The organism is Actinomadura rugatobispora (assembly GCF_055379765.1).
Genome location: NZ_AP029191.1, coordinates 10,178,032 through 10,197,339, shown reverse-complemented (window position 1 = coordinate 10,197,339; position 19,308 = coordinate 10,178,032). Strand labels below are relative to the sequence as shown.

Below are 19,308 nucleotides of genomic sequence, written 5' to 3'. Positions count from 1 at the left end.
GCGGCGGCGGGGTCAGCCCGCCTGGGACGGCACGAGGTCCTGGCCGGGGTACAGGTCGGCGAGCGCCTTGACGGGCTCCCACCAGCGGGTGTTCTCCCGGTACCAGGCGACCATGTCCGCCAGCCCCTTCTCGAAGGAGATCACGGGCTCGAAGCCCAGCTCCTTCTCCAGCTTGGTCCCGTCGATCGCGTAGCGCAGGTCGTGCCCCTTGCGGTCCTCGACGTGCTGCACGAGAGCGGGGTCGGCCTCGCACAGATCGAGCAGCCGCCGGGTGATCCCCAGGTTGCTGACGGGCGTGCCGCCGCCGATGTTGTAGACCTCGCCCGCGCGTCCCCCGGTGAGGACCAGGTGCAACGCGCGGCAGTGGTCCTCGACATGGATCCACTCGCGCACGTTGCGCCCGTCCCCGTACAGCGGAACCGGCTCGCCGCGCAGGAGCCTGGTGATGAACAGCGGGATGAGCTTCTCGACATGCTGGTACGGCCCGTAGTTGTTGGAGCAGCGGGTCACCGAGACGTCCAGGCCGTGGGTCCGCCAGTACGCGAGCGCGATGAGGTCGCTGCCGGCCTTCGACGCCGCGTACGGCGAGCTGGGCACCAGCGGCCACTCCTCGCTCGACGAGCCCGTCTCGATCGAGCCGTACACCTCGTCGGTGGAGACGTGCACCACCCGCTCGACCCCGCCGCGCACGCACGCCTCCAGCAGGACCTGCGTGCCGCCGACGTTGGTGTCCACGAACTCGGCCGGCTTCTGCAGCGAGCGGTCCACGTGGGACTCGGCCGCGAGGTGGACCACGGCGTCGTGGCCGGGCACCAGGTCGCCGAGGAGCCCGGCGTCCCGGACGTCGCCCTGCACGAACGTGAGCCGCGGGTGGTCGGCGGGCAGGTTCGCCCGGTTGCCCGCGTAGGTGAGGCTGTCGAGGACGGTCACGGCGGCGCCTTCGTGACCGGCGTAGTCTCCCTCCAGCATCGCGCGCACGAACTGCGAGCCGATGAACCCGGCCGCTCCCGTCACCAGAACCCTCATCGGTCCTCCCCCGGCGTCCCGTCGCCGCTCAGAGGCCCTCGCCCGGCCCGGGCGGCGTCGCGCAGGAACTCGTCGTAGTCGCGGTAGTAGTCGGACTCCTCGTAGTGCCGGGACGCGAGCACCACGGCGACCGCCCCGGAGGAGAAGTTCGTCAGGTCGCGCCAGATCATCGGCCCGATGTAGAGGCCGACGCCGGGGTCGCTCAGCCGGTGCCGCCGCCGCTCGAACCCGTCGTCCAGCGTGATGTCGAAGCTGCCGTACGCCGCGATGACCAGCTGCTCCAGACGGCGGTGGGCGTGGCTGCCCCGGTCGGCCCCGTCCGGGACGTCACTGATCGAGTAGTAGCGCTTCACCTCGAACGGAATGTGCTGGGAGGTCTCGACGACGAAAATGCATCCCACCTCGTCGCGGTGCTCCTCGAGCTTGATGATCTGCGGGGCGATCATTTGCCGACTCCGACGAAAAGGCCGCGGCCGGTGGCCAGGCCGTCGACGTATTCCACCGCGAGCCCCGCCCGCCGGAAAGCGTCCTCGTACTGCACTTGTTCGAAGAGCGTGCAACGGTGCGTCTCGGTGAAATGCCGGGCCCCGGACTCGGCGTCGGCGATGACGTAGTGCACCGTCATCAGCGACGCGTCGCCGTCGAGCCTGGAGTGCGAGAGCCGGACGATGTCGTAGCCCTCGACCTCGACCGCGTCGCTGGCGACGTACCCGTCGAGAAAGGTCTCGGGGAACCACCACGGCTCGATGACCACCACACCGCCCGGCTCGAGGTGCTTGGCGAACGTCCCCAGCGCCGCGTCCAGGTCCTCCGTCGTGCCCAGGTAGCCGATGGAGCTGAACAGGCAGGTGATGGCGTCGTAGCCGCGCGGCAGCCCGAAGTCGCGCATGTCGGCGCGGTGCAGCGGGACCCCCGGCGTGCCGGCGCCGGCCACCGCGAGCATCGCCTCGGACGCGTCCAGCCCCTCGACGCGATCGAACAGCCCGGCGAACCTGCGCAGGTGCGCGCCGGTGCCGCAGGCGACGTCGAGCAGGGAGCCGGCGTCCGGCCGCCGTTCGCGGATCACCTCGGCGACCCGGCCGGCCTCGGCCTCGAAGTCCTTGCCGCGGGCCTCGTGCAATGGCTCGTAGATTTTCGCCGCATCGATCTCGTACATATGACCTCCGCAAAGAGTTCCCGAGGCTCAGCCGCCGTTTCGACCAGCCGCCGCGCGAGACATTCGGCGGTGTGCGGCGGATTCGCGGCGAAGAAGCTTGACGCCTCAGTGGGCCACGCTGCGCCGATAGCGTTGCTGCCGTCATGTTAGGAGTGGCGGAATTGGGCCAACAACCCCTACTCGTCCCCTAGAAGAAAGGGCCCACAGTTTCTTGGAAAAGGGGGCGTGGGCGGTGTTCCCGGGTAGGCGTGCGCGCCCGTCCGCGGCCGCGCGAACGGGATCCGGCGGCGATGACGGGGCGATGGCGATGGCAGCGCCGGCGCGCGGCTTCACGGGCAGCGCGACATCGTGGAGCGCCGGCTCGACCGGGCTGACCGACGCGAACGGCTCGAACGGCTAGTCCAGCATCACCCGGAGGGCCTCGCCGATGTCGGCGCCCGTCGGCGCGTGCTCCGGCTCCAGCAGCCACTGGAGCGCGAGGCCGGGCAGCATCGCGACCACGAGCGAGGCGATGGTGCGCGCCGTCCGCTCGTCGGCGTTCGGGGAGAGCTTCTGGATCCCCGCGACCAGTCCGCGCCGGGTCTCCTCGAAGCCGGCGGCGAGCTGCTCGCGGACCTCGGGGATGTGCTCCGCCTGGGCGAACGCCTCCATGGCGGAGACCCACAGCGTCCGGTGGGTGGCGAAGGACTCCACCAGCAGGGTGCACGCGGTCTCGAACCGCTCGAGCTGGTCGCCTTCGGGGTCGACGTCGGTGGACAGCGCGCTCATGACCGTGTCGAGCTCCTCGCCCCACTCACCGAACGAATCGATGATGGCGGTGGTCAGCAGCGCTTCCTTGGAGCCGAAGTGGTAACCGATCGAGCCCAGGTTCGTCTTCGAGGCGGCGACGATGTCGCGGGCCGTCGTACGGCCGTACCCGCGCTCGTAGAGGCAGCGCTTGGCTCCCATGAGCAGATCTTCACGATGTCCCACGTCGAGATCCTATCAATCATCCGTGCTATACAAACTTATAAGACGTTCGTATAATCGAGCCATGGTCAACACTGAAGCACGAGCCGGCAGGCGCGAGTGGATCGGCCTCGCCGTGCTCGTGCTGCCCACGCTGCTGGTCTCCATGGACATGACGGCGCTGTTCTTCGCGCTGCCGGCCCTGAGCGCCGACCTGCAGCCGAGCAGCTCGCAACAGCTCTGGATCATGGACATCTACGCCTTCCTGCTGGCCGGATCCATGATCACGATGGGCGCGCTGGGCGACCGGATCGGCCGCCGGAAGGTGCTGCTCATCGGCGCCTGCCTGTTCGGCGTGACGTCCGTCCTCGCGGCCTACGCCAGTACCGCCGAACTGCTGATCGCCGCCCGGGCCCTGCTCGGCGTCGCCGGCGCCACGCTGGCCCCCTCGACCCTGTCCCTGATCCGCAACATGTTCCACGACGCCCAGCAGCGCCGGACCGCGATCGCGATCTGGACCGCCGGCTTCTCCGGCGGCGCCGGGCTCGGGCCGATGCTGGGCGGGCTCCTGCTGGAGAAGTTCTGGTGGGGGTCGGTGTTCCTGGTCAACGTGCCCGTCATGATCCTCCTCCTCGTCCTCGGGCCGCTGCTGCTGCCGGAGTACCGCGCCCCGAAGGCCGGAAGGTTCGACCTGTTCAGCGCGTTCCTCTCGCTCGCCGCGGTGCTGCCGGTGATCTACGGCGTGAAGATGGCCGCGGAGGACGGGGCCGACCCGCTCCCCATCGGATCGATCGCGGTCGGCCTGGTCGTCGGCTACCTCTTCCTGCGGCGCCAGCGGCGGCTCGCCGACCCGCTCATCGACGTCGGGCTGTTCGCCAACCGCGGCTTCAGCACCTCCATCGGCGCCAACGTCCTCAGCATCTTCGCCATGGTCGGCTTCGGCTTCTTCGGCACCCAGTTCATGCAGCTCGTGCTGGGCATGCGCCCGCTCGAGGCCGCGCTCTGGACCCTGGTCATCGCACCCTCGATCGGCCTGTCGGTGATCGTGGCCAGCACCCTGGTCCGGTGGATCCGACCCGCGTACGTGGTCGCCGGCGCGATCGCGCTCATGGGCGCCGGCTTCGTCATCCTCGCCCAGGTCCAGGTGGACAGCTCGATGCTCGTCCTGGGGCTGGGCTTCATCATCCTCACCGGCGGCGCGGGCGCGGTGGGCGCGCTCGCCGTCGACATGATCGTCGCCGCGGCCCCGCCGGAACGGGCCGGCGCCGCCTCCGCGCTGTCGGAGACGGGGTCGGAGTTCGGCGGCGCCCTCGGCGTCGCCATCCTCGGCAGCATCGGCGCCGCCGTCTACCACGACCGCATGGACGACGCCGTCCCGCAGAGCCTTCCGCCGGAGGCCGCGGAGGCCGCCAGGGACACCCTCGGCGGCGCCTCGGAGGTCTCCAGGCACCTGCCGGAGCAGATCGGGATGCCGCTCGTCGAGACCGCGCAGGAGGCCTTCGCCGCGGGGATGCGGGTGTCGGCGGTCACCGGCGCGGCGATCATGGCGGTGACCGCCGTCATCGCCGCGATCACCCTCCGGCACCTGAACCCGGCCGGCGCCGCGGAGGACGCGGTGGAGGACGCGTCGCCCGCGCGGACGCCGGAGCTGGTCGATGAACCGTGAACCCCTGAACGCGGCAGCCGCGGCCGGCCCCGGGTCCGGGTCAGCCGCGGCTGCCGCGCAGCCAGTCATCGACGGCCTCGGCGGTCGTGGCGGCGTGCGCCTCTTCCAGCATCGTGAAGTGGTCGCCGGGCACCCGGATCGAGGTGTCGGCGCCCGGGAAGACGGCCCGCCAGTCGTCGGAGCCGGACACGGCCGCGTCCCGCGCGGCCAGCGCGATCGGTTCCTCGGCGCCGACGAAGAGGACGGGGGCGTCGAGGCCGGCGAGCCCCTCCTCGCCGATCAGCCGGACGTAGCGCCCCATCGACGACAGCCGGGGCGCGGTGAACGGCCCGAGCTCCGACTCCCGCTCGAGCAGGCCGTAGAGCATGCTGTCCCAGACCGCCCTGGTGGCCTCGTTGTAGACCACATAGGTGTCGAGCAGGACCACCGTCTCCGGGCCGCGCCCGAGCCGCTCCAGGTGGGCTGCGGTGGCGTGCGCGAGGATCCCGCCGGACGAGGTGCCCAGGAACGCGAAGGGGCGGTCCCCCGCGTCGCGCCGCACGGACTCGGCGAAGACCTCGACGGCGGCCCGCATCGATCCGGGCAGGCCCTCCCCGCGATTGACGCCCGGCACCCGCAGCGCCGACACCTCGCGAACGCCGCGGAAGTGTTCGGCGAAGCGCACGTACTGCTGCACCCCGGCGAGAGCCATCGGCGACGGGAAGCAGTAGAGGACGGGCTGCTCGGGCCCGCCCGCGAGCCTCACCGGCGGCGGCACCTCGTCGAGGTCGCCGACGGAGTCGACGCGCGGCCGGGTCGCGGCGACGGCCTCCAGCATGTCGAAGCCCGGCTGCATGCGGCCCGCGCGCACCGCCTCCCGGAAGATCGCGCTCAGCGTGTCGCCCTCCGAGCCGAGGGCGGGCCCGGACGGCCCCTGCGGGTTCTGCGCCAGCTCCGCCAGCACGTGCCGGACGAGCTCGTCCGGCGTGGGAAAGTCGAACACCACCGTGGTCGCGAGCTCCAGCCCGGTGGCCGTGTTCAGGGCGGCGCGCAGTTCCAGCGCGGTGGCCGAGTCGAAACCGCTCTCGAAGAACCCGAGCTCCGGATCGACCTCGTCGGCCGAGGCGTGGCCGAGCGCACGGACGGTCAGAGCCAGCACGATCTCCCGCACCCGCAGCTCCCGTTCCTCCGGGGGCAGCTCGCCGATGTCAGGCCCCAGCCGTTCCGCCTCCAACTCGGGCACGGCCGCGGCCAGCGCTGACACGTCGTACACGCCCGCTGCGGGAGTCTCGAGCCAGTAGCGGCGGCGCTGGAAGGCGTAGGTGGGCAGATCGACGCGCCGTGCGGCGGTGCCCGCGAACACCGGTGCCCAGGACACCGGCCCGCCGCGCGTCCAGAGCCGTCCCATCGCACCGATCACCGACGACACCTCAGGCTGGTCCTTGCGCGACACGGGGATGAACTCACCCGCCCCCGTCGCCGACAGCACCGCCGACGGCCCCACCTCCACGAAGTGGGCCACGCCCTCGGCCTCCAGCGCACGAACCGCGTCACAGAACCGGACGGTCTCGCGGACGTGCCGGACCCAGTACTCGGGGGTCGTCACCTCGTCGGACTCGACCAGCCGGCCCGTCAGATTCGACACCAACCCCAGACGCGGAGCGTGGGACTGCACGGAAGCCAGCTCCTTGGCGAAGTCCTCCAGCATCGAATCCATATGCGCGGAATGGAACGCATGCGACACCCGCAACCGCGTCGCCTTCACCCCTTGCGACTTCAACGCCTCGGCCACCGGGGCTACGGCGTCCTGGTCACCCGAAATCACGACCGACGTCGGGCCGTTGACCGCAGCGATCTCCACACCGTTCTCCAGGAGGGGTGTGACGTCCTCCTCGGCGGCGGCCACGGCGACCATCGCACCGCCCTCAGGAAGCGCCTGCATCAACCGGCCACGCGCCGCCACCACCTTGCACGCGTCCTCAAGAGACCACACCCCGGCCACATGCGCGGCCACCAACTCACCGATCGAATGACCACCGACGAAGTCGGGCTGCACACCCCACGACTCGACCAAGCGGAACAGCGCCACCTCGAACGCGAACAGGCCCGCCTGCGTGAACACCGTCTGATCGATCAAGTCCGGCCGCTCCCACACGACCTCACGCAACGACTCATCGAGCAGGCCATCGAACCCGGCGCACACCTCGTCGAACACGCTCGCGAACACCGGGAACGACTCGTACAACTCCCGGCCCATCCCCGACCGCTGCGCGCCCTGACCCGAGAACAGCACGGCCGTCCGGCCGGGGCTCACCTGCCCCTGATCGAGCACTCCGGCACCGGAGGCCAACTCCTTGAGAGCGCGGGCGAAACCGTCCCGGTCCTCGGCCACCACGACCGCGCGGTGATCGAACTCGGCGCGCGTCGTGGCCAGGGAGAATCCCACGTCCAGCACGGACGGCCCGTGCGGGTCGTCCAGGAGCGTCGCGAGCCGGGACGCCTGCTCCCGCACCGCCGCCGGGCTCCGGGCGGAGATCACCCACGGGACCGGCACCGGTTCGGGACCTGACCGGGCCTGGGACGCTTCGGTCTCCTCGGCCGGCCGCTCGATGATCACGTGCGCGTTGGTCCCGCTGATGCCGAACGAGGACACCCCCGCACGCCGCGGACGATCCCCCGCCTCCCACGGCACCGCCTCGGTCACCAGCTCCACCGCGCCGGACGACCAGTCCACCTCCCCGGACGGGGCTTCCACGTGCAATGACTTGGGGACGATCCCGCGCCGCATCGCCAGCACCATCTTGATCACACCCGCCACACCCGCCGCCGCCTGGGCATGACCGATGTTCGACTTCACCGACCCCAGCAGCAACGGCCGGCCACCCGAGCGGTCGCGCCCGTACGTCGCCAGCAGCGCCTGCGCCTCGATCGGGTCGCCCAGACGCGTCCCCGTGCCATGGCCCTCCACCACATCGACCTGGTCCGCGGGCACACGGGCGTTGGCCAGCGCCTGGCGGATCACCCGTTGCTGGGAAGGACCGTTCGGGGCGGTCAGGCCGTTCGACGCGCCGTCCTGGTTGATGGCGCTGCCCCGCACGACGGCCAGCACACGATGGCCGTTGCGGCGGGCGTCCGACAAGCGCTCCAGCGCCAGCAGCCCCATGCCTTCCGCGAAGACGGTGCCGTCGGCGGAATCGGCGAAGGCCTTGCACCGGCCGTCCGGAGCCAGCCCGCGCTGCCGGGAGAACTCCACGAAGGTGCTCGGCGTGGCCATCACCGTCACGCCTCCGGCCAACGCCAGCGAGCACTCCTCGTGGCGCAGCGACTGGACCGCCAGGTGCAACGCGACCAGCGACGACGAGCAGGCCGTGTCCACCGTCACCGCGGGCCCCTCCAGGCCGAGGGTGTAGGCGACCCGCCCGGACACGATGCTTCCCGAGCCGTGGCTCCCGGGGTAGTCGTGGTACATCACTCCCGCGAACACGCCGGTCCGGCTGCCCCGCAGTCCGGTGGGGTCGAGCCCCGCGCTTTCGAACGCCTCCCAGGCGCCCTCGAGCAGGAGCCGCTGCTGCGGGTCGGTTCCCAGCGCGTCCCGGGGCGACATGCCGAAGAACGCGGGCTCGAACTCGCCCGCGTCGTGCAGGAAGCCGCCGTGCCGGGTGTAGCTGGTGCCGGGACGGCCGGGCTCGGGGTGGTAGAGGTCGTCGACCGGCCAGCCGCGGTCGTCCGGGAACTCGGTGATCCCTTCGGTTCCGGTCTCGACCAGCCGCCACAGCTCCTCCGGCGAGCCCACCCCGCCCGGGAACCGGCAGGACATGCCGATGATCGCCACCGGCTCGTGCGACACGGCGGCCAGCCTGCGGTTCTGCTCCCGCAGGCGCTCGTTCTCCTTGACGGAGACGCGCAGGGCCTCGACGACCTTTCCGTCCGGACTCGTCATGGCAGCGTCATCCCTCTCGTGTCGCGTCGTCGATGCCGTTCCCGCCCATCACCAGGCTGACCAGGCTGTCGGCGTCCATCGCGTCGATGGACTCGCCGTCGATCGGCTCGCCGCCGCCGTCCGGGCCGTGCCCGCCGTTCGCGCTCCCGCCCCGGTCGTGGATTCCGGCGAGTTCGAGGAGGCTGTCCAGCAGTCCTGCGTCGCGGAGCCGCGCCAGCGGGATGGCCTGGAGCATCGCCCGCACGTCCGCCGCGCGGGCGTCCTCGGCGCCGGGCTCGGCGGCGTCGAGTTCAACGGTGAGGGCCTGGGCCAGCGCCCGCGGGTTCGGATGGTCGAAGACGACGGTGACCGGCAGGCGGAGTCCCGCCGCCGCGTTGATCCGGTTGCGGAACTCCACGCCGCTGAGCGAGTCGAAGCCCAGTTCGCTGAAGGCCCGGTCGGGCTCGATGGCGTGGGTCTCCCCGTGGCCGAGGACCAGGGCGGCCGTGGAGCGCACCAGTTCCAGCAGTTCGGCCGCGCGCTCGTCGGCGAGGAGCCCGGCCAGGCGGCCCCGCAGCGCCGCACCGGCGTCGGCGCCGGCGGCGGTCCGCCGGGCCGTTCCCTGGACGAGTCCGCGGAGCAGCGGCGGCAGCTCGTCCCCGAGCGCGGCCAGCGTCCTACTGTTCAGGCCGACCGGCACCAGCGCCGGATCACCGGCTGCGGCGGCCGCGTCGAACAGCTCCAGGCCCTGTTCCACCGGGAGCGGCTCGATGCCCATGCGCTGGACGCGGCGCGCGTCGGCGCCGGTCAGGGCCGAGGCCATCCCGTCCCCGGCCCAGACCCCCCACGCCAGCGAAAGCCCGGGGAGTCCCTGCTCTCGGCGGAGTCGCGCCAGCGCGTCCAGGACGCTGTTGGCCGCGGCGTAGTTGCCCTGGCCGGGGGTGCCGAACACTCCGGCCGCCGAGGAGAACAGGACGAACGCCGACAGGCCGAGGTCTGCGGTCAGCTCGTGCAGGTTCAGCGCCGCGTCGACCTTGGGCCGCAGCACCGCGTCCAGGCGTTCCGGGGTGAGAGAGGGCAGCGTCCCGTCGTCCAGCACCCCCGCCACGTGCACGACCCCGCTCAGCGGATGCTCGGCGGGGATCCCCTCCAGCATCCGCCGCGCCGCGTCCCGGTCGGCGACGTCGCAGGCGGCGACGGTCACGGTCGCGCCGAGACCGGCGAGTTCGCCGACCAGTTCGGCGACGCCCGGGGTGCCGGCGCCGCGGCGACCGGCCAGCAGCAGGTGGCGGACGCCGTGCCGGACGACCAGATGCCGCGCGACCAGCCGGCCCAGCGTGCCGGTGCCGCCGGAGACGAGCACGGTCCCGTCCGGGTCCCAGCCCACCGCCGCCGCCGTCGTCGTACCGGGGTCTTCTTCCCGCAGGGGCTCGGCCCGGGTCAGGCGCGGCACGTACACCTGACCCGACCGGATGGCGACCTGCGGTTCTCCCGCCGCCAGGGCCAAGGGGACCGCGTGGTCCCCCGAGTCGGCGTCGACGTCCACGAGCACGATCCGTCCGGGGTTCTCCGACTGGGCGGACCGGACCAGTCCCCACACGGCCGCGCCGGGCAGGTCGGTGGCGGGCGCCTCGTCACCGGCGTCCACCGCGCCCTGGGTGACGACGACGAGCCTGTCCTCGTCCGACCGTTCGTCGGCCAGCCATTCCTGCAGGACGTCCAGGATCCGATGGGTCCCGGCGCGGACCGCGTCCGCGGTGGCCGCTCCGGGGCCGAAGCGCACGACGACCGGCTCTGCGCCCCCGGCCACGGCCGCCTTCCCGTCCGGGACGAGCTCCCAGACCACGCGGAACAGCGAGTCGGGCGCCCCGCCCGCCGCCGCCGGGGCGAGCCGGTCGAACGCGACGGGCCGCAGTATCAGTGCCGCCGCCGAGGCCACGGGAGCGCCCGCGGCGTCGGCGACCTCCACCGACACGGTGTCCTCCCCCTCAGGCCGGATCCGGACCCGCAGGTCGGTGGCACCGGTGGCATGCAGGTCAACCTCGGACCAGCTGAACGGCAGCAGCGTCCGCCCGCCGGAGGCATCGCCCGCCGCGATCACGTGCAGCGCGGCGTCCAGCACGGCCGGATGGATCCCGAACCGGTCGATCTCGGCATCGGCCCGCTCCGGGAGCTTCGTCTCGGCGAAGAGCTCGTCGCCGCGCCGCCACGCACGGTGCAGGGCGCGGAACTCCGGTCCGTAGTTCAGGCCCGCGTCCGCCAGCCGCTCGTAGAAGTCCTCCAGGACGAGCGGCTCGGCCCCGGGCGGCGGCCACTGGGTCAGATCCGCCGACGAGGTGCCGGCTCCGTCCCCCGGGGCGAGCAGCCCGGTCGCCAAGCGCGTCCAGGTGTCGTCGGACGTGTTCTCGGGACGGGCGTGCACGGCGAAGAACCGCGCACCGTCCTCCCCGGAGGCGGCCAGTGCGAGCTGGACGTTGACCCCACCGGACTCGGGCACTACCAGCGGCGCCTCGATCGTCAGCTCTTCCAGGCGGGCCAGGTCGACGCGGTGACCGGCGTGGAAGGCCATCTCCACGAACGCGGTCCCGGGCAGGAGCACGGTGTCGCCGACCATGTGGCCCGCCAGCCAGGGGTGCGTCTGCAACGACAGCCGCCCGGTGAACAGCAGCCCTTCCGAGTCCGCCAGTTCGACGGCGGCACCGAGCAGAGGATGCTCGGCCGGGGAGGCCCCGCCGGCCCCCAGATCCAGCCAGTAGCGCCGGCGCTGGAACGCGTAGGTCGGGAGGTCGACGCGCCGCGCGCCCGTACCGCCGAAGACGCCCTCCCAGTCGATCGGAACGCCGACGACCTGGGCGCGTCCGAGCGCCGTCATCAGGACGGGGGGCTCCTCGCGATCCCGGCGCTGCAGAGCGATCAGCGTGGCGGCGTCCTCTCGCACGCATGCCTCGGCCAGCCCGGTGAGCACGCCGGTCGGGCCGCATTCGAGGAAGGAGCGGACTCCCTGGGCTTCGAGCGTCCGGACACCCTCACAGAATCGGACGGTTCCGCGCACGTGCCGCACCCAGTACTCGGGGGTCGTGACCTCGGCGGGGTCGGCCAGGCGGCCGGTCAGGTTCGACACCAACCCGAGACGCGGGGCGTGGAACTCGACGGCGGCCAGTTCCTTGGCGAAGTCCTCCAGCATCGGATCCATCAACGGCGAATGGAACGCGTGCGAGACCCGCAGCCGCGTCGTCTTGCCCCCTCGCGCCTCCAGCTCCTTGGCCACCGATGCGACGGCGTCCTGGCCACCGGAGATCACCACCGAGGCCGGGCCGTTGACCGCCGCGATCTCCGCCCCGTCCTCCAGCAGGGCCGCGACGTCTTCCTCAGCGGCGGCGACGGCGATCATCGCCCCGCCCTCCGGGAGCGCCTGCATCAACCGGCCGCGCGCCGCCACCACCTTGCACGCGTCCTCCAGCGACCACACCCCCGCCACGTGCGCGGCCACCAGCTCACCGATCGAATGACCGCCCACGAAGTCCGGCCGCACACCCCATGACTCGACCAGGCGGAACAGCGCCACCTCGAACGCGAACAGGCCCGCCTGCGTGAACACCGTCTGGTCGATGAGATCCGGCCGCTCCCAGACGACCTCGCACAACGACTCGGGCACAAGGCCCTCGAACGCCGCGCACACCTCGTCGAAAGCCCGCGCGAACATCGGGAACGACTCGTACAGCTCCCGGCCCATGCCCACCCGCTGCGCACCCTGACCCGAGAACAAAACCGCGACCGAGCCGCGCGACACCGTCCCCGACACCACACCGGGATCCGGCGTCCCCTCCGCCAACGCCCTCAGGCCACGCGAGACCTCGTCACGGTCACCGCCCACCACGACAGCGCGATGGTCCATCACCGAACGGGTGCTCGCCAGCGAGAACCCGACATCGACGAGATCCAGCTCGGGACGCTCGTCCAGCCACGACGCCAGCCGGGACGCCTGCTCGCGCAGGGCCTCGGGGCTGCGCGCCGACACCGCCCACGGCAGCACCGGCACCACCGCGCCGGCGGGCTCCGCTCTCCCGGCGGGCTCTGCTTTCCCGGCGGGCTCCTCCTCCGGCACCTGCTCGACGATCACGTGCGCGTTGGTGCCGCTCACGCCGAACGAGGAGACCCCGGCCCGCCGCGGGCGATCGTCCACGTCCCACGGCACCGCCTCGGTCAGCAACTCCACCGCGCCGGACGACCAGTCCACTTCGCCCGAGGGCTGGTCCACGTGCAGCGACTTGGGGACCACCCCGTGCCGCATCGCCTGCACCATCTTGATCACGCCCGCGACACCCGCGGCCGCCTGGGCATGACCGATGTTCGACTTCACCGACCCCAGCAGCAACGGCCGATCGCCCGAGCGGTCGCGCCCGTAGGTCGCCAGCAGCGCCTGGGCCTCGATCGGGTCGCCCAGACGCGTCCCCGTGCCGTGCCCCTCCACGACGTCCACATCCGACGCGGACACACCGGCGTTCGCGAGCGCCTGACGGATCACCCGCTCCTGCGACGGACCGTTCGGCGCGGTCAGGCCGTTCGACGCGCCGTCCTGGTTGACGGCGCTGCCCCGCACGACCGCCAGCACGGGGTGGCCGTTGCGGCGGGCGTCCGAGAGCCGCTCCAGCACCAGCACGCCCGCGCCCTCGGCCCAGCCCGTCCCGTCGGCGGCGGCCGAGAACGCCTTGCACCGGCCGTCCGAAGCCAGCCCGCGCTGCCGGGAGAACTCCACGAACGTCTCGGGTGTGGCCATGACGGCCGCTCCGCCGGCGAGCGCGAGGGAGCATTCGCCCTGCCGCAGCGACTGCGCGGCCAGGTGCAACGCGACCAGCGACGACGAGCACGCCGTGTCCACGGTCACCGCCGGGCCCTGCAGCCCGAAGGTGTAGGCGATCCGGCCGGAGGCGATGGCGCCGGTGCTGCTGCTGCCGACGTAGTCGTGGTACATCAGGCCGGTGAACACCCCGGCGCCGGTCCCCCGCAGCGTCGCGGGGTCGATTCCGGCGCGTTCGAACGCCTCCCAGGTGATCTCCAGCAGCAGCCGCTGCTGCGGATCGATCAGGAGGGCCTCCTTCGGGCTGATGCCGAAGAACGCCGGGTCGAAGTCGGCGGCGTCGTGCAGGAATCCGCCCTCGCGCACGTAGCTCGTGCCCGTCCGGCGCCCGGTCGGGTCGTACAGCCGCTCGACGTCCCAGCCGCGGTCGGCGGGGAAGCCGGAGATCGCGTCCCGGCCCTGGTCGACCAGCCGCCACAGGTCCTCGGGCGAGCGCACCCCGCCGGGGTAGCGGCAGGCCATGCCGACGATGGCGATCGGCTCGTCGGTCGCGGCGGACGTGCGCGCGACCGGGGCGGGCGCGTCCGTGACGCCGGTCAGTTCCTCCTCCAGGAACACCGCCAGCGCGGCGGGGGTCGGGTGGTCGAAGACGAGTGTCGCGGGGAGCCGCAGTCCGAGCGCCTCCCCGAGCCCGTTGCGCAGGTCCACCGCTGTCAGCGAGTCGAAGCCGAGGTCCTGGAAGGCCATGGACGGGTCGACCTCGGCGGGAGAGCCGTAGCCGAGGACCGCCGCGACCTGCGCGGCCACGAGGTCGCGCAGCGCCTCGGTCCGCTCCTGCTCCGGCAGCGCGCGCAGCCTGTCGGCGGGACGCCCGGCCGCGTCGAGGCCGGACGCGGCCGCGGGGCGGGCGGGGCGCCACAGGCCGTGGAACACCGGCGGCAGGACCGGCAGCCTGCGGAGGGCCGCGGCGTCCAGCTTGACCGGCAGCGGCGCCGGTTCGTTCCCGGCGAGGGCGAGGTCGAGGTGGGCCAGTCCCTCGGCCTCGGACATCGGCAGGATTCCGGTGCGCGAGAGGCGGGAGCGGTCGGCCTGGTCGAGGCTTCCGGCCATTCCGGCGTCCTGCGCCCACAGCCCCCACGCCAGGGAGAGGGCGGGGAGGCCATGGGCGCGGCGGCGGGCGGCGAGGGCGTCGAGGAAGGCGTTGGCGGCGGCGTAGTTGCCCTGCCCGGCGCCGCCGAGCACTCCGGCGATGGACGAGAACAGCACGAACGCCGACAGGCCGAGGTCCTCGGTCAGCTCGTGCAGGTTCAGCGCGGCGTCGACCTTCGGCCGGAAGACCGTGTCCAGGCGCTCGTCGGTCAGCGCGGTGGCGACGCCGTCGTCCAGCACTCCGGCGACGTGCACGACGGCGGTCAGCGGGCGGTCGGCGGGGATTCCCGCGAGGACGGCCGCCAGGGCGTCGCGGTCGGAGGCGTCGCAGGCCACCAGGTCGGCCTCGGCGCCCAGGGCGTCCAGTTCCTCCAGCAGGCCGGCGGCACCCTCGGCGGCGGCGCCGGAGCGGCTGACGAGCAGCAGCCGGAGGACGCCGTGCCGGGCGGCCAGGTGCCGGGCGACGAGGCCGCCGAGGTATCCGGTGGCGCCGGTCACCAGCACCGTGCCGTCCGGGTCCAGCCCCGGGCCCGTGCCGGTCCCGATCCGGGCCCGGGCGAGGCGGGGGACCGACAGCTCGCCGCCGCGGACCGCGACCTGCGGCTCGCCGGAGGCGAGCACGGCGGGCAGCAGGGCGGCGATCTCGTCGGCCGTGGCGGCGTCGTCGGCGTCGACGAGCACGATCCGGCCGGGGTTCTCCGACTGCGCCGCCCGCACGAGCCCGCTCGCCGCCGCGGCCGCCGGGTCGAGGGCCGCGGCGTCCCCGCCGGGCGCCACCGCGTTCCGGGTGAGCACGACCAGCGTGGACGCGGCGGTGCGGTCGTCGCCGAGCCAGGACCGCAGGGCGGCCAGCGTGCGCGAGGTCGCGGTGCGGACGGCGTCCGCGCCGGTTCCGCCGGGGCATTCGGTCACCACCGCGGCGGGGATCGTGTCGCCGAGCCCTTCGAGGTGCCCGACGGAGAGCGGCCCGGCGGGTGCGGGGTGGAAGGGCTGCCAGGTCAGGCGGTAGAACGAGGTCGCGGCGCCGCCGTCCCGTACCGTCCGGTCCACGGGCATGGGCCGGGTCACCAGCGTCTCCACCAGGGCGACCGGCGCGCCGGAGCCGTCGGCGACGCGCATCGCCACCTCTCCGGTGCCGGGGTCGCGCACCAGGTGGACGCGGGCGGCCGTCGCGCCCGTGGTGTAGAGCGAGACGCCGGACCAGGAGAACGGCAGCCGGGCCGCTCCCGGCTCCTCGCCGTCACCGGCGAACCCGTACAGCCCGAGCACGTGCAGGCCCGCGTCCAGCAGGGCGGGGTGCAGCCCGAAGCGGGCCGCGTCGGCGGCCGCGGACTCCGGCAGGCTCACCTCCGCGAAGATCGAGTCGCCGTCCCGCCAGGCGGCCCGGAGCCCGGTGAACACCGGTCCGTAGTCCAGGCCCATGGCCGACAGCTCGTCGTAGACGCCGCCGACCTCGACGGGCTCGGCGGCGGCGGGGGGCCAGGCGCCCAGGTCGAAGCCGGGCGGCGAGGCCGCGGCGCCGAGCCGGCCGCCGGCGTGCCGGGTCCAGGCGGCATCGTGGCCGTCGTGGTCCGGGCGGTCGGGCCGGGAGTGCACCGACAGCGGCCGCCCGCCCCGCTCGTCCGGTTCGCCCACCGTCACCTGGACCACGACGCCGCCGCGGTCGGGCAGCGCCAGCGGCGTCTCCAGCGTGAGCTCGTCGATCCGCGGGCAGCCCGCCTGGTCGCCCGCGCGCACGGCCAGGTCCACGAACGCGGTGCCGGGGAGCACCACGGTGCCGCCCACCCGGTGCTCGGCCAGCCAGGGATGGGTCTCGACCGACAGCCGGCCGGTCAGCACCACGCCGTCGGAGCCCGCCAGGGACACCGCGGCGCCCAGCAGCGGATGCTCGGCCGCCGACAGTCCCGCCGCGCGGACGTCACCGCCGCCGGAGGACGTGTCCACCCAGTGGCGGCGGCGCTGGAAGGGGTAGGTCGGCAGGTCGGCGGGCCGGGCCGCGGTCCCGTCGTACAGTGCCTCCCAGTCCGGCGGGACGCCCCTGGTCCACAGCTCCGCCAGCGCGCGGACGGCCGACTCGGGCTCCGCGCGCTCCTTGCGCAGCAGCGGGACGAAGCCGGCGCCCTCGCCGGTGAGGCAGCCCCGTCCGGCGGCCGACAGCGCGGTGCCGGGGCCGGCCTCCACGAACGTCGTGACACCCGCGGCCTCCAGCGAGCGCACCGCGGCGAGGAACCGCACCGGGCGGCGCACCTGCTCCACCCAGTACGCGGGGTCGGCGATCTCGGCGCCGGCCGCCTCGCCGGTCACCGTCGACACCAGCGGAATGCGCGGCCGCTCCCAGGTCACCGACTCCACCACCGCGCGGAACTCCGCCAGCATCGGGTCCATGTGCGCCGAGTGGAAGGCGTGCGAGACCCGCAGCCGGGTCACCTTGCGGCCTTTGGCCTCCAGCGCGCCGGCCACCGCCAGCACGGCGTCCTCGTCACCGGACACCACCACCGACGCCGGGCCGTTCACCGCGGCGATCTCCGCGCCGCCGTCCAGGAGCGGCGCGACCTCCTCCTCGGCGGCGGCGACCGCGGCCATCGCGCCGCCGGGCGGCAGCTCCTGCATCAGCCGGCCGCGGGCCGCGACCACCCGGCAGGCGTCCGCCAGCGACAGCGCGCCCGCAACGTGCGCCGCCGCCAGTTCGCCGACCGAATGCCCGGCCAGGTGGTCGGGGACGACGCCCCACGACTCGATCAGCCGGAACAGCGCCACCTCGACCGCGAACAGCGCGCACTGGGCGTACCGCGTCTGGTCGAGGAGGTCCGGGCGGGACCACATGACCGCCCGCAGCGGCTCGGGCAGCGACGCGTCGAGTTCGGCGCACACCTCGTCCAGCGCCCGCGCGAACACGGGGAAGGCCGCGGCGAGGTCCCGGCCCATCCCGATCCGCTGCGAGCCCTGGCCCGGGAACACCACGGCGCACAGCCCGTCGCCGGGCGCGCCGCGCACGACCTCGGGCCCGCTCCGCCCCTCGGCCAGCAGGCCCAGTCCGGCCTCGGCGGCCGCGCGGTCGTCCGCCACCACCACGGCGCGGTCCTCGAACGCGGTCCGCGCCGTCGCCAGGGACATCCCGACGTCGACCGGGTCGGCTCCCGACCGCAGCAGCGCCAGCACGCCGCCGGCCTGCGCGCGCAGCGCCGCCTCGCCGCGCGCCGACACCGGCAGCGGCAGGCCGCCGGCCGGCCACCGCCGCTCGCCGCCGGCGTCCCCGGCGGTCTCGGGCGCGTCCTCCGGCGGCGCCTCTTCGACGATCATGTGCGCGTTGGTCCCGCTCACGCCGAAGGAGGAGATCCCGGCGCGGCGCGGCCGGTCCTCACCCGGCTCCCACGGGCGCGGCTCGGTCAGCAGCCGCACCGCGCCCGCCGACCAGTCGACGTGCGTGGACGGCCGGTCGACGTGCAGCGTGCGCGGCAGCCTCCCGTGCCGCATCGCCTCCACCATCTTGATCAGGCCGCTGACGCCCGCCGCCGCCTGCGCGTGGCCGATGTTCGACTTCACCGACCCGAGCCACAGCGGGCGGTCGCCCGCGCGGCCCTGCCCGTAGGTCGCCAGCAGCGCCTCCGCCTCGATGGGGTCGCCGAGGGTCGTCCCCGTCCCGTGCCCCTCCACGGCGTCGACCTGCTCGGCGGTCAGCCCGGCGTTCGCCAGCGCCTGCCAGATGACGCGCTGCTGCGACCGGCCGTTGGGCGCGGTCAGCCCGTTGGACGCGCCGTCCTGGTTCACCGCGCTGCCCCGCACCACCGCGAGCACCCGGTGCCCGTTGCGGCGGGCGTCCGAGAGCCGCTCCAGCACCACGATCCCCACGCCCTCGGCCCAGCCCGTGCCGTCGGCCGCGTCGGAGAACGCCTTGCACCGGCCGTCCCTGGCCAGCCCGCTCTGCGTGCTGAACGCCACGAACGGCGCGGGGGTGGACATGATGTTCACCCCGCCGGCCAGCGCCAGGGCGCACTCGCGCTGCCGCAGCGACTGGCACGCGACGTGCAGCGCCACCAGGGAGGAGGAGCAGGCGGTGTCGACGGTGAGCGCGGGGCCCTCCAGACCCAGGGTGTAGGACACCCGCCCGGAGATCACGCTGCCGGCGCTGGCCGTGCTCAGGTACGCGGCCGCCTCAGGGGACGAGGCCAGGAGCGTCGAGTAGTCCTGGCCGCCGCTGCCGACGAAGACGCCCACCGGTGTCCCGCGCAGGCGGTCGGGCACGAGGCCGGCCCGTTCGAGCGCCTCCCAGCTCACCTCCAGGACCAGCCGCTGCTGCGGATCCATGAGGGCGGCCTCGCGGGGCGAGATCCTGAAGAACCGCGCGTCGAAGTCGGCGGCGTCCTCGACGAACCCGCCCTCGTGGGCGTACTCCTCGCCGAGGACGTCCCCGAGCCGCCAGCCGCGGTCGCCGGGGGCGTCCCCGATCGCGTCGCCGCCCGCGTCGACGAGCCGCCACAGGTCCTCGGGCGACCGCACGCCCCCCGGGTACCGGCACGCCATCGACACGACGGCGATCGGCTCCTGCTCCGCGTCCTCCATCCGGCGCAGCCGCTCGCGCGCCTGGTGCAGGTCGGCCGTGACCCGCTTGAGGTAGTCGAGAAGCTTGTCTTCGTTCGCCATCCCCAGCCTCGCCAATTCCGTTCGTT

At 73.7% G+C, this 19,308-nt stretch carries 7 protein-coding genes; 1 reads left to right on the top strand and 6 read right to left on the bottom strand.

What is annotated here, in order from left to right; translation table 11 throughout:
- Window positions 1-12 precede the first annotated feature (12 nt).
- The 4 genes from rfbB to ACZ466_RS45700 form a co-directional block, all read right to left on the bottom strand.
- A complete protein-coding gene (gene rfbB / locus ACZ466_RS45715) occupies window positions 13-1,026 on the bottom strand; it encodes a dTDP-glucose 4,6-dehydratase (protein ID WP_378291382.1) in 1,014 nt (337 codons plus the stop codon).
- The gene (locus tag ACZ466_RS45710; RefSeq protein WP_378291380.1) at window positions 1,023-1,472 is read right to left on the bottom strand and encodes a sugar 3,4-ketoisomerase; all 450 of its coding nucleotides are present in this window, start codon (window positions 1,470-1,472) and stop codon (window positions 1,023-1,025) included. Before ACZ466_RS45710 ends, rfbB begins: the two co-directional genes overlap by 4 nt.
- Window positions 1,469-2,182, bottom strand: a complete 714-nt coding sequence (locus tag ACZ466_RS45705; RefSeq protein WP_378291378.1) for a class I SAM-dependent methyltransferase — start codon at window positions 2,180-2,182, stop codon at window positions 1,469-1,471. Before ACZ466_RS45705 ends, ACZ466_RS45710 begins: the two co-directional genes overlap by 4 nt.
- A 396-nt stretch (window positions 2,183-2,578) precedes the next feature.
- Complete coding sequence (locus tag ACZ466_RS45700; RefSeq protein WP_378291376.1) at window positions 2,579-3,154, bottom strand: TetR/AcrR family transcriptional regulator; 576 nt, start codon at window positions 3,152-3,154, stop codon at window positions 2,579-2,581.
- Between the two features lie 61 nt (window positions 3,155-3,215).
- Between ACZ466_RS45700 and ACZ466_RS45695 the strand changes: the two genes are divergently transcribed.
- Window positions 3,216-4,796, top strand: coding sequence for an MFS transporter (locus ACZ466_RS45695; RefSeq protein WP_378291374.1), 1,581 nt, complete (start codon window positions 3,216-3,218; stop codon window positions 4,794-4,796).
- Window positions 4,797-4,836: 40 nt separating this feature from the next.
- On the opposite strand, the gene ACZ466_RS45690 is transcribed toward ACZ466_RS45695, so the two are convergent.
- Window positions 4,837-8,715, bottom strand: a complete 3,879-nt coding sequence (locus ACZ466_RS45690; RefSeq protein WP_464041955.1) for a type I polyketide synthase — start codon at window positions 8,713-8,715, stop codon at window positions 4,837-4,839.
- A gap of 7 nt (window positions 8,716-8,722) precedes the next feature.
- Entirely contained in the window at window positions 8,723-19,282 is a 10,560-nt protein-coding gene (locus ACZ466_RS45685) for an SDR family NAD(P)-dependent oxidoreductase (RefSeq protein WP_464041954.1), read from the bottom strand.
- Between the last annotated feature and the right edge of the window lie 26 nt (window positions 19,283-19,308).